General features: G+C 39.9%; 10 protein-coding genes. 9 read left to right on the forward strand and 1 reads right to left on the reverse strand.

The genetic code is table 11. The features are described from left to right. The first annotated feature begins 3 nt into the window (after positions 1-3). The 9 genes from rpoC (at position 4) to tuf (ending at position 10866) form a co-directional block, all read left to right on the forward strand. A complete protein-coding gene (gene rpoC, locus H5084_RS08350; RefSeq protein WP_028869208.1) occupies positions 4-4224 on the forward strand; it encodes a DNA-directed RNA polymerase subunit beta' in 4221 nt (1406 codons plus the stop codon). A gap of 614 nt (positions 4225-4838) precedes the next feature. Then, positions 4839-5225 carry a RidA family protein gene (locus H5084_RS08355; RefSeq protein ID WP_028869207.1) on the forward strand — a complete coding sequence of 129 codons (387 nt, stop codon included), beginning with the start codon at positions 4839-4841 and terminating at the stop codon, positions 5223-5225. Positions 5226-5233: 8 nt separating this feature from the next. Further along, positions 5234-5638 (forward strand): sulfurtransferase complex subunit TusD, encoded by a 405-nt coding sequence (tusD, locus tag H5084_RS08360; protein ID WP_182690156.1) that lies wholly within the window; start codon positions 5234-5236, stop codon positions 5636-5638. 9 nt (positions 5639-5647) lie between these two features. Further along, positions 5648-6007: a sulfurtransferase complex subunit TusC gene (tusC, locus tag H5084_RS08365; RefSeq protein ID WP_182690157.1), complete on the forward strand. Its 360-nt coding sequence runs from the start codon at positions 5648-5650 to the stop codon at positions 6005-6007. Then, positions 6008-6298 (forward strand): sulfurtransferase complex subunit TusB, encoded by a 291-nt coding sequence (tusB, locus tag H5084_RS08370; protein WP_182690158.1) that lies wholly within the window; start codon positions 6008-6010, stop codon positions 6296-6298. It abuts the gene before it with no gap. A gap of 205 nt (positions 6299-6503) precedes the next feature. Further along, positions 6504-6878, forward strand: coding sequence for a 30S ribosomal protein S12 (gene rpsL, locus H5084_RS08375; RefSeq protein ID WP_028869203.1), 375 nt, complete (start codon positions 6504-6506; stop codon positions 6876-6878). Between the two features lie 84 nt (positions 6879-6962). Next, on the forward strand, positions 6963-7433 hold the full coding sequence (gene rpsG, locus H5084_RS08380; RefSeq protein ID WP_025565708.1) for a 30S ribosomal protein S7: 471 nt from the start codon (positions 6963-6965) through the stop codon (positions 7431-7433). A 77-nt stretch (positions 7434-7510) separates the two neighbouring features. Next, entirely contained in the window at positions 7511-9607 is a 2097-nt protein-coding gene (gene fusA / locus H5084_RS08385) for an elongation factor G (RefSeq protein WP_182690159.1), read from the forward strand. Positions 9608-9681: 74 nt separating this feature from the next. Continuing rightward, on the forward strand, positions 9682-10866 hold the full coding sequence (gene tuf, locus H5084_RS08390) for an elongation factor Tu (protein ID WP_028869201.1): 1185 nt from the start codon (positions 9682-9684) through the stop codon (positions 10864-10866). Between the two features lie 847 nt (positions 10867-11713). Here the strand turns inward: tuf and H5084_RS08395 are convergent. Next, a complete protein-coding gene (locus tag H5084_RS08395) occupies positions 11714-12316 on the reverse strand; it encodes a CCXG family PEP-CTERM protein (protein WP_182690160.1) in 603 nt (200 codons plus the stop codon). Between the last annotated feature and the right edge of the window lie 135 nt (positions 12317-12451).

Here is a 12451-nt window from a genome sequence, read left to right on the forward strand (position 1 = left end):
AGCGTGAAAGACTTACTCAAGTTTTTAAAGCAACAAAATAAAACCAAAGAATTCGATGGTATTAAAATCGGTTTAGCATCACCAGAAATGATCCGTTCATGGTCTTTTGGTGAAGTTAAAAAACCAGAAACCATTAACTACCGTACATTCAAACCTGAACGTGAAGGTTTATTCTGTGCACGTATCTTTGGTCCAATTAAAGATTACGAATGTTTATGTGGTAAGTACAAGCGCCTAAAACATCGTGGTGTTATTTGTGAAAAATGTGGTGTTGAGGTTACTCAAGCTAAAGTTCGTCGTGACCGTATGGGACACATCGAATTAGCATCACCTGTTGCACACATTTGGTTCCTTAAATCACTTCCGTCTCGTATCGGCTTAATGCTAGATATGACGTTACGTGATATCGAACGTATCCTCTATTTTGAATCTTTCGTGGTTGTTGAACCAGGAATGACGGATCTTGAGCGTGGCCAAATTCTTCTTGAAGAAGAGTACTTGGACAATCTAGAGCAATGGGGCGATGAGTTTGACGCAATGATGGGCGCTGAAGCCGTATTTGCACTACTTAAGCAACTTGATTTAGAGCACGAAATCAAAGGTATGCGTGAAGAATTAGAAACAACTAATTCTGAAACTCGCCGTAAGAAATTAACTAAGCGTCTGAAGTTGGTTGAATCTTTCCACCAGTCTTCAAACAAACCAGAGTGGATGATCTTAACAGTACTTCCAGTACTACCACCTGATTTACGTCCTCTAGTGCCGCTAGATGGCGGACGTTTTGCAACGTCTGATCTAAATGACTTATACCGTCGTGTTATTAACCGTAATAACCGTCTAAAACGTCTTTTAGAACTAGCTGCACCAGATATCATCGTACGTAACGAAAAACGTATGCTACAAGAATCTGTTGATGCGTTATTAGATAATGGTCGTCGTGGCCGAGCTATTACAGGTTCGAACAAACGTCCTCTAAAATCGCTTGCAGATATGATCAAAGGTAAGCAAGGTCGTTTCCGTCAAAACTTACTAGGTAAACGTGTAGATTACTCTGGTCGTTCTGTAATCACAGTGGGTCCAACGCTACGTTTACATCAATGTGGTCTTCCGAAGAAGATGGCATTAGAGCTATTCAAACCATTCGTATACGGTAAGTTAGAAGCATTAGGTCTTGCTACTACTATTAAAGCAGCTAAGAAATTAGTTGACCGTGAAGGTGGTGAAGTTTGGGACATTCTAGAAGGTGTTATCCGTGAACATCCAGTGCTACTTAACCGTGCACCAACACTTCACAGACTAGGTATCCAAGCATTTGAACCTGTATTAATCGAAGGTAAAGCGATTCAATTACATCCATTGGTTTGTGCGGCATACAATGCCGATTTCGATGGTGACCAAATGGCGGTACACGTACCGTTAACAATTGAAGCGCAGCTTGAAGCTCGTACGTTAATGATGTCTACGAATAATATCCTATCACCTGCAAATGGTGAGCCGATTATCGTACCTTCTCAAGACGTTGTATTAGGTTTGTACTACATGACTCGTACTCGCATTAATGCGCGTGGCGAAGGCATGTACTTCAAAAATGCAAAAGAAGCTGAAAAAGCATATCGTGCTGGCGTTGTCGACTTGCAAGCAATTGTTAAAGTTCGTATGACACAGGTACACATTGCAGAAGATAAATCTCGTACATCAACAACTGGTTTAGTTGAAACGACGATTGGTCGTGCCATCTTATCTTTAATTATGCCTGAAGGTTTACCATTCGAGCACGTTGATTTGAACATGGGCAAAAAAGCAATCTCTAACGTGCTAAATGCTTGTTACCGTTTACTAGGTATTAAAGACACTGTTATTTTTGCTGACCAATTGATGTACACAGGTTTTGAGTACGCAACATTGTCAGGTGCCTCTGTAGGTATCGACGACATGGTTATTCCTGATGCTAAGAAACGCTTAGTTGAAGAAGCTGAAGCTGAAGTGCTAGAAATCCAAGAGCAATTCCAAGCTGGTCTTGTTACTGCGGGTGAGCGCTACAATAAAGTTATCGATATTTGGGCAAGTGCGAATGAGCAAGTGGCTAAAGCGATGATGGAAAACCTTTCTAAAGACACAGTCTTAACAGCGAAAGGTGAAGAAGTTCAGCAAGATTCGTTTAACAGCGTTTACATGATGGCCGACTCGGGCGCACGTGGTAGTGCCGCTCAGATTCGTCAGCTAGCGGGTATGCGTGGTCTGATGGCTAAACCAGATGGTTCAATCATCGAAACGCCTATCGTGGCTAACTTCCGTGAAGGTCTAAACGTACTTCAGTACTTTATCTCGACGCATGGTGCACGTAAAGGTCTAGCCGATACCGCACTTAAAACAGCAAACTCGGGTTACCTAACTCGTCGTCTTGTTGATATTGCTCAAGATTTAGTTATTACTGAAGAAGATTGTGGTAGTACTGAAGGTCTGTTAGTTACTCCGTTAATTCAAGGTGGCGACGTTGTTGAACCACTTCGTGAACGTGTACTAGGTCGTGTTGTTGCTCGTGACATCATTAAACCAGGTACTGATAACGAAGTCTTAATCGCACGTAACGTATTACTTGATGAAAAATACTGTGACTTAATCGAAGAAGCATCGGTTGACCAAGTATGGGTTCGCTCTGTTATTACTTGTAATACTGACTTTGGTGCTTGTGCACAATGTTACGGTCGTGATTTGGCTCGTGGACACATGGTTGGTCAAGGCGAAGCAGTTGGTGTTATGGCCGCTCAGTCTATCGGTGAACCTGGTACACAGTTAACGATGCGTACATTCCACATCGGTGGTGCAGCATCGCGTTCTGCATCAGAAAACAATATCCAAGTTAAAAATACCGGTAAAGTTAAATTACATAACGCTAAGTTTGTAATTAACTCTGATGGCAAAGTAGTTGTAACGTCTCGTTCAACTGAGCTAACCGTTATTGATGAATTAGGTCGTACTAAAGAGAATCACCGTCTACCTTATGGTGCTGTTCTTGAGAAGCAAGATGGTGCAGCAATCACTGCTGGCGAAATCATTGCTAACTGGGACCCGCATACACATCCAATTATTACGGAAGTGGAAGGTACGGTTGAGTTCTTAGACTTTATTGAAGGCATTACTATTAATAAACAAACTGATGAACTAACTGGTTTATCAAGTATTGTTATTATTGACCCTGCACAGCGTCCAAGTGCAGGTAAAGAAATGCGTCCAATGGCTAAATTAGTTGATGCTAAAGGTAATGATTTATTCATTCCTGGTACTGAAGTTGCTGCGCAATATGCACTTCCTGCCAAAGCAATCGTTAGCCTAGAAGATGGTGCTCAAGTACGAGTTGGTGATGCGGTTGCTCGTATCCCTCAAGAAAGTTCGAAAACTCGTGATATCACGGGTGGTCTACCTCGCGTAGCTGACTTATTTGAAGCTCGTACACCTAAAGATGCCGCTATTCTTGCTGAAGTATCTGGTACGTTAGCATTTGGTAAAGAAACCAAAGGTAAGCGTCGCCTAGTGATCACTCAAGCAAATGGTGATGTTTACGAAGAGATGATTCCTAAATGGCGTCACCTAAACATCTTCGAAGGTGAGAAGATTGAAAAAGGTGAGGTTATTTCTGACGGTCCTGAGTCTCCTCATGACATCCTTCGTCTACGTGGTATTAGCCCAGTGGCTAACTACATCACTAACGAAGTACAAGAAGTATACCGTTTACAAGGTGTAAAAATTAATGATAAACACATTGAAGTTATCGTTAATCAAATGCTACGTAAATGTACTATTACTGATGCGGGTGATACACAGTTCTTAGTCGGCGAACAAGCTGAAGTAGCACGTGTTATCATTGAAAACCGTCGCTTAGAAGCTGAAGGCAAAAACTTAGCTAAGTTTGAGTACCAGTTACTCGGTATTACTAAAGCATCACTAGCAACTGAATCATTTATTTCAGCAGCATCTTTCCAAGAAACGACGCGTGTTCTTACGGAAGCAGCTGTTGCAGGTAAATGTGACCAATTACATGGCTTGAAAGAGAATGTAATCGTAGGTCGCTTGATTCCAGCTGGTACTGGTTTTGCACATCACCGTACTCGTGCTGCAGCTAAAGCGAAAGAGCTTGAACCTGTAACTGAAGAGCCAATCATCGATGTTGAAGCAGCTGAGCAAAACTTAGCTGACTTACTAAACGCCGTTGATTTTGGTGAATAAGGATCGGCTTCAAAAATTACTTGAACTTTTGTTTTCAAAATAATCAGTGTTTAAGGTTTTTTGAAAACAATTTAGAGAAAGTTATTTTGTAACGATTCCTTATGTAATTAAAATGATGTTTAAATAAAAAAGGTGCTTCGGCACCTTTTTTTATGCCTGAAATTTTAGTTTGAAGCGGGGTGATAAATGCTTAGCTGTATATGGGGATCTAGAAAGAATAAAAGCAAAAATTAAAAGCAATTAACCACGAAGGTGCGAAGAACACGAAGGAAAAGTCCTTAGTGATTTATAAGCGCACGATTTGCAACATATCTACAGAATGGACATTTACTCGCGTTAATATTCGTTACTTTTTATATGATTAATCAATCTTCGTGCTCTCTGTGTCCTTCGTGATTATTCTATTTATTTTTATAGGCATATTATTTGTCGTAAATCTAAAAATTTATCCCTTGATTGATTGTTCAGCTATTTAAGCTTCTTTTTCTCTATCTGATTAGTTAATTATTTTTATGCCTAAAGTTTTAATTTTGGCTTGTAAATAGGCTTGTTTTTATTTAGCTTCTACCTCAATATGTCGATACTAATTTTTCACTCACTAGGAATATTATAAAATGACAACTAAAACAATTATTAACACAGAAAATGCACCTGCCGCTATTGGTCCTTATTCACAAGCAAATCAATTAGGTAATTTAGTCTTCACTTCTGGTCAAATTCCACTTGATCCTAACTCGATGGAAGTTGTTGCAGGTGGCGTTACTGAGCAAGCAGAGCAAGTAATGAAAAACTTAATGGCGGTATTAAAAGAAGCGGGCGCATCAGCTGAAACGGTAATTAAAACGACTTGTTTTATTAAAGATATGAATGACTTTGTTGCATTCAACGAAGTTTATGGTAAATACTTTGCTGAATTAGCACCTGCTCGTTCATGTGTTGAAGTAGCTCGTTTACCAAAAGATGTACTGGTTGAAGTTGAAGCAATTGCTTACACGGCTTAAGGCTTAGTATGTCAGATTCTGAGGTAATTAAATTCTCTTTGTTAGTGACTGGAAATCCAGCTAGCAGTCAAAATGCCGCCTCTGCCTTACAGTTTTGCGAGGCAGTATTAGCTGCTGGGCATAAAATATGCGGCGTTTTTTTCTACTTAGATGGTGTACTAACAGCCAGTGATTTAATTAACCCTGCCAGCGATGAGGTGAATATACCTGATCGCTGGGCTGCTTTAGCGACTCAATACAAGTTTGCACTTGAAGTTTGTGTCTCGGCATCATTACGTCGCGGTATCGTTAATGAGCAAGAGGCTGCACAATTAGGTTTACAGCATTACAACCTTAAACCCCCTTTTTTACTCAGTGGGTTAGGTCAATTAGCTGAGTTATCTGCTAGTTGTGATCGATTAATACAGTTTTAGGGCATGAACATGGAAAAGAAGGTTGGCATCATAAATCGACAAGCTCCCCACGGATCAAGTACTGCTCGTGAGGCGTTAGATTTAACCTTAGCGATGTCTGCTTTTAACGAATCCTTAAGTATATTTTTTATAGGTGATGGTGTTTATCAATTATTAGCAAAACATCAAGCAGATCTTATTTTGCAAAAAGATTTTCAGCCGATGTTACAAATGCTTGAGCTTTATGATGTTGAGCAAATTTATGTTTGTCAGGATTCACTCTCAGTAAGAAATATTTCGGTAGAACAATTAGTTATTAAAACGACGCTGTTAAGTACTGATGAAATTAATGAATATCTTCAACAACAACACCAATTAATGAGTTTTTAGATGATATTACACACTGTTAGCCGTTCTCCATTTAATAGCTTCGCGCTAAAAGATTGTGTTAAGCAATTGAGTGATAATGACCTTTTGTTATTACTTAATGATGCAGTTTCAGCCGTTAGTGCAACAACGGAACAGCATTCACACCTGCTACAGCTAGATCAAAGTAAGCGTTTGTTTGTGTTAGACGTCGATCTACAGGCTCGTGGATTAAAAGCAAATATGGGACAGGTAGTTAGCTACGCGGAGTTTGTTGCGTTAACTATTCGTTGTCAAAGTCAGTTAGCTTGGTAAGGCTTTTGATAAAAACAGATAACAGCAATTCCTACCTCTAAATCAATAAACTAAACATAACTAGTCGCCTCATTTTACTTTTCTTATTTTGTGAACAAAAACACAATTGTCTATTTATTGACTCGCCTTTCTATTCAGCGTAAACTCTTGCGACCCTAATCTTTAGGGCTTGATTTTTCACACACACATTAGGAGCTATTTAACAATGGCAACAATTTCACAATTGGTACGCAAACCGCGTAAGGACAAAGTTCAAAAAACTAACGTTCCTGCGCTAGAAGCGTGTCCACAAAAACGTGGTGTATGTACTCGTGTATATACAACTACACCAAAAAAACCTAACTCGGCAATGCGTAAAGTTGCTCGTGTACGTCTAACTAACGGTTTCGAAGTAACTTCGTACATCGGTGGTGAAGGCCATAACTTGCAAGAGCATAGTGTAATCTTGATCCGCGGCGGTCGTGTAAAAGATTTACCGGGTGTTCGTTACCATACAATTCGTGGTGCACTTGATACTTCAGGTGTTTCTGCACGTCGTAACGGTCGTTCTAAGTACGGTGCTAAAAAGCCTAAATCTTAATACTTTCCGTAAGTAAGGCCAAACAAACACTATTTAATTTTAATATGTTTTGGGTAAAATCCTGAAGCGCACGGAGATAATAAGATGCCAAGAAGACGCGTCGTAGCTACTCGTAAAGTACTACCAGATCCTAAGTTTGGATCAGAAGTTCTAACAAAATTCGTTAACGTAGTAATGGTTGACGGAAAAAAATCAATTGCTGAAAAAATCGTTTACGGTGCATTAGCAACTGCTGCTGAAAAAAGCGGCAAAGACCCAATGGAACTTTTTGAAGTTTCATTAGAAAACATCCGCCCAAGCGTCGAAGTTAAATCTCGCCGTGTTGGTGGTTCAACATACCAAGTTCCTGTAGAAGTTCGTCCTTCTCGTCGTAATGCGTTAGCAATGCGTTGGTTAGTTGAAGCTTCTCGTAAGCGTGGTGAAAAATCAATGGCATTACGTCTAGCTGGTGAGCTAGTAGATGCAGCAGATAACAAAGGTTCTGCGGTTAAGAAACGTGAAGACGTTCACCGTATGGCTGATGCAAACAAAGCGTTTGCTCACTACCGTTGGTAGAAAATTCTTAGCACAGGCTTTTGCTTGTGCTTTTTCGTTTCTATTTGCACAAAGCTTTATTTAAGAAGGACATTGCATTGTCACGTACAACTCCTATTGAGCGCTACCGTAATATCGGTATTGTCGCTCATGTCGATGCAGGTAAAACTACTACTACAGAGCGTGTGTTGTTCTACACTGGCGTATCTCACCGTATTGGTGAAGTTCACGACGGCGCAGCAACAATGGACTGGATGGAGCAGGAGCAGGAACGTGGTATTACTATCACATCCGCTGCGACTACTACTTTCTGGCAAGGCATGCAAAACCAGTATGAGCAACACCGCATTAATATCATTGATACCCCTGGACACGTAGATTTCACTATTGAAGTTGAACGTTCTTTACGTGTGTTGGATGGTGCTGTAGTTGTATTTTGTGGCTCGTCAGGTGTAGAACCTCAATCAGAAACTGTATGGCGTCAAGCTAATAAATACCACGTTCCGCGTATCGTATTTGTTAACAAAATGGACCGTACGGGTGCTGATTTTGAATCTGTACTTGAGCAAATTCGAAATCGCTTAGGTGCGACTTGTGTTCCTATTCACTTGAATATTGGAACAGAAGAAGACTTTCGTGGTGTTATCGACCTCATTAAAATGAAAGCGATTAATTGGAACGATGCAGATCAGGGAATGACATTTGAATATGATGACATTCCTGCTGATCTACTAGAGCACGCGCAAGATTTGCACGAAGAACTAGTAGAAGCAGCTGCAGAAGCAAATGATGAACTAATGGAAAAATACCTTGAAGAAGGTGAGCTTTCAGAAGAAGAAGTCAAAGCGGGATTACGTATTCGTACGTTAAATAATGAAATCGTGTTAGCGACTTGTGGCAGTGCCTTTAAAAATAAAGGTGTTCAAGCAGTGTTAGATGCGGTCATTGATTATTTACCTTCTCCGGTTGAAGTTGAAGCGATTAAAGCTATCAATGGACACAATGACCAAGAGATTGAATGTCCTGCTACTGACGACGCACCATTTGCAGCACTTGCATTTAAAATTGCAACGGACCCATTTGTGGGAACGTTAACGTTTATGCGAGTTTACTCAGGCGTAGTTAAGTCTGGTGACCAAGTATTTATTCCTATTAAAGGCAAAAAAGAGCGTTTAGGACGCATCGTACAGATGCATGCTAACGAACGTAAAGAAGTCAAAGAAGTTCGTGCCGGCGATATCGCTGCTGCGATCGGCCTTAAAGACGTCACTACGGGGGACACGCTTTGTGTTGTTGGACAGAATATTATTCTTGAGCGTATGGATTTTCCTGAACCGGTGATTCAAATTGCGGTTGAACCTAAAACTAAGGTTGACCAAGATAAGCTAACACTAGCACTTCAAAAACTATCTGCCGAAGATCCTTCATTTCGTGTTGAAACAAATGAAGAGTCTGGACAAATATTGATCTCTGGTATGGGTGAACTTCACCTTGATATCATTGTTGACCGTATGCGTCGTGAGTTTTCTGTGAACTGTAACGTGGGTAATCCACAAGTAGCATACCGTGAAACAATCCGTAAAACGGTTGAAGTCGAAGGTAAGTTTATTCGTCAAGGCGAAGGGCCTAGCCATTATGGCCATGTCCGATTGAAACTAGAACCGCTTGCGGCGGGCTCTGGTTTTGAATTTGTAAACCAAATTACTGATAATGCTATTCCAAAAGAATACATTCCAGCGGTGAGCAAAGGCTGCGAAGAACAAATGAACCAAGGTGTACTTGCAGGTTACCCAATGCTTGACGTTCGAGTCACTTTACTCCATGGTACATACCATGAGGTTGACTCTAGTGAAATGGCATTTAAAATTGCTGGGATGATGGGCTTTAGAGATGGTGCATTAAAAGCTGATGCCACTATCTTAGAACCTTTGATGAAAGTAGAAGTAACAACTCCTGAAGATTGGATGGGCACTGTTGTTGGCGACCTTAATAGTCGTCGAGGTATTATTGAAGGTATGGACGATGGCCCTGGTGGCGTTAAAATCGTACATGCTAAAGTACCGCTGTCAGAAATGTTCGGTTATGCAACCGCAGTTCGTTCAGCTACGCAAGGTCGAGCATCTTATTCGATGGAATTTTTAGAATATGCCGATGCGCCTAAAAAAATTGCGAACGCAATTATTGAAGCGAAATAAAAAATAAATTAAACTAACGCCTTTCCATGTGATGGCATGTGGAGAGGTATTTACTGATAAAGAAGGTACACACTGTGTCTAAAGAAAAATTTGAACGTAATAAACCACATGTAAACGTAGGTACAATTGGCCACGTTGACCATGGTAAAACTACTTTAACAGCTGCAATCTCTGCTGTATTAACTAAGAAATTTGGTGGCGACATCCGTGATTTCTCTGCAATCGATAATGCTCCAGAAGAGCGTGAGCGCGGTATTACAATCAATACTTCTCACATCGAGTACGATACAGAAACTCGTCACTACGCACACGTAGACTGTCCTGGACATGCCGATTATGTTAAAAACATGATCACTGGTGCTGCTCAAATGGATGGTGGTATCTTAGTTGTTGCTGCAACAGATGGTCCTATGCCACAAACTCGTGAGCACATCCTACTTTCTCGTCAAGTTGGTGTTCCACACTTAGTTGTTTTCTTAAACAAATGTGACATGGTTGATGATGAAGAGCTACTAGAATTAGTAGAAATGGAAGTTCGTGAACTTCTTTCTGAATATGATTTCCCAGGTGATGACCTACCAGTTATCCTTGGTTCTGCTCTTAAAGCACTTGAAGGTGTTCCAGAGTGGGAAGAGAAAATTCTTGAGCTAGCTGATGCTCTAGATAATTACATTCCTCTTCCAGAGCGTGATATCGACAAACCATTCATCCTACCTATTGAAGATGTATTCTCAATTGCTGGTCGTGGTACTGTTGTTACTGGTCGTGTTGAGCGCGGTATCATCAAAGTTGGTGAATCTGTTGAGATCGTTGGTCTTAAAGATACTGTTACTACTACATGTACTGGTGTTGAGATGTTCCGTAAACTTCTTGACGAAGGTCGTGCTGGTGAGAACGTTGGTGTTCTTTTACGTGGTACTAAACGTGAAGACGTTGAACGTGGTCAAGTTCTAGCTAAACCTGGTTCAATCAAACCACATACTAAGTTCGAATCTGAAGTATACGTACTAAGTAAAGATGAAGGTGGTCGTCATACTCCATTCTTCAAAGGTTACCGTCCACAGTTCTACTTCCGTACAACTGACATCACTGGTGCTGTTGAGCTTCCAGAAGGTGTTGAAATGGTAATGCCTGGTGATAACCTTAAGTTCGTTGTTGAACTAATTGGTCCAATCGCTATGGACGAAGGTCTACGTTTCGCTATCCGCGAAGGTGGCCGTACTGTTGGTGCTGGTGTTGTTTCTACTATCATCGCGTAATTTATAATTACACGTTTTTAGTTAAACAATATTCAAAAAAGAGAGCTTAGGCTCTCTTTTTTTATGCCTGTAGGAAAGTACTATCAAACTCTGATTAGGTCTACGTTTCGCTATCCGTGAAGGTGGCGCTATACCAAAGTGCATGTTGGTGCTGGTGTTGTTTCTACTATCATCGCGTATGTGTTTAATCTTTTAATAACTAAATATAGAATTACACGTTTTTAGTTAAGCAATATTCAAAAAAGACAGCTTAGGCTGTTTTTTATACCTTAGAAAAGGTGAAGCATTAAGTTTCGCTATCTGCGAAGGTGGCGCTATACCAAAGTGCATGTTGGTGCTGGTGTTTTTTCTACTATCATTGCGTATGTGTTGAATCTCTTAATAACTAAATATAAAATTACACGTTTTTAGTTAAGCAATATTCAAAAAAGAGAGCTTAGGCTCTCTTTTTTTGTGTCTGTAGAAAAGGATAGGCATTAAGTTTCGCTATCCGTGAAGGTTGCGCTATATTCGAGTGAAAGTTAGTGCTGATGTTGCCTCTACTCTTATCGCGTAATCTATTGCTGGAATAGTGAAGCAAAATAGTTTTAAACTATATTCGGAAAGAAAGCTTAGGTATTTTATGATGCTAATAGGCTCTATAAAGGGTTATAACCTCTTTTATTGCAAGTAATCATAGGATAGTTTGCTATTGCTATGTCGCTAATAGCGTAGCGGCTTGTACTGATAGGTTGTGATATAGCTAAATAGATATTATAGAAGTGTTTTGATAGAAGATCCGATGCATAGCTGCACCGGATTTTATTTGGGAAGATGGTTGTGCTTTATCTCCCAATTATTTGTGTATTTATGATGCTTTTTTATTACGACGTAAGCTAAAACCTAATAACCCAAATCCTAGTAATGCTAAAGCTGTTGGCTCAGGAATTGCAGTTGTAATGTTAGCTGTCGTTAATGTTTCCCAGTTTATACCATCGGTGTTAAATCTGATTGAATTAGCACCATTACAACAAGCTTCTGCCCAATATATTTCTAATAAGTTATTGCCTGATACTATGTCGATAGCACTCGCAGTGATAACGTCTGAGTTTGACCATGAATTAGCCCACCATAAATCATCTGTTCTATTCTCAACTAAACTTCCATTTACATAAATAGCCGCTCCATAATAAGCATCTAGGCCAGCTTGGAATCCCCATGTTGCGGCATTTTCAGTCGCAAATTCTAGTGAAAATCGGTTAATCGAATTTTGACCTGTTTGGTATTGTTCAAAAGCATTAACCGTGTTTGTTAGAGTTGGTGAGGTTTCAGCCGCCCATAAACTATTTAAATCACTACTGTCGATTGCTGTTGTGATGGCTTTAGTCTCTATTGTCATTAATGTAGCGTTAGCTGATAGTGACATTGCTGTAGCAAGCATGCCACTTACTGCTAGTTTAGTTATATTCATATTATCTTCCTTGCTTGTATTTATAAATAGGTATCTATAATTGAGTATAAGCAAATTTGATGCCATAAAATGAACTTTTAATATTATCAATAAAATCAATTGCTTGTTTATTTTTTTATATATTTAGGAATATTA

Source organism: Psychromonas sp. SR45-3 (assembly GCF_014163575.1).
GTDB classification, from domain to species: Bacteria; Pseudomonadota; Gammaproteobacteria; order Enterobacterales; family Psychromonadaceae; genus Psychromonas; species Psychromonas arctica.

Bases quoted from the DNA above. Each gene is read 5' to 3' on its own strand.
- H5084_RS08355 (WP_028869207.1), top strand. From the start codon at position 4,839: ATGACAACTAAAACAATTATTAACACAGAAAATGCACCTGCCGCTATT.
- tusD (WP_182690156.1), top strand. From the start codon at position 5,234: ATGTCAGATTCTGAGGTAATTAAATTCTCTTTGTTAGTGACTGGAAAT.
- tusC (WP_182690157.1), top strand. From the start codon at position 5,648: ATGGAAAAGAAGGTTGGCATCATAAATCGACAAGCTCCCCACGGATCA.
- tusB (WP_182690158.1), top strand. From the start codon at position 6,008: ATGATATTACACACTGTTAGCCGTTCTCCATTTAATAGCTTCGCGCTA.
- rpsL (WP_028869203.1), top strand. From the start codon at position 6,504: ATGGCAACAATTTCACAATTGGTACGCAAACCGCGTAAGGACAAAGTT.
- rpsG (WP_025565708.1), top strand. From the start codon at position 6,963: ATGCCAAGAAGACGCGTCGTAGCTACTCGTAAAGTACTACCAGATCCT.
- H5084_RS08395 (WP_182690160.1), bottom strand. From the start codon at position 12,316: ATGAATATAACTAAACTAGCAGTAAGTGGCATGCTTGCTACAGCAATG.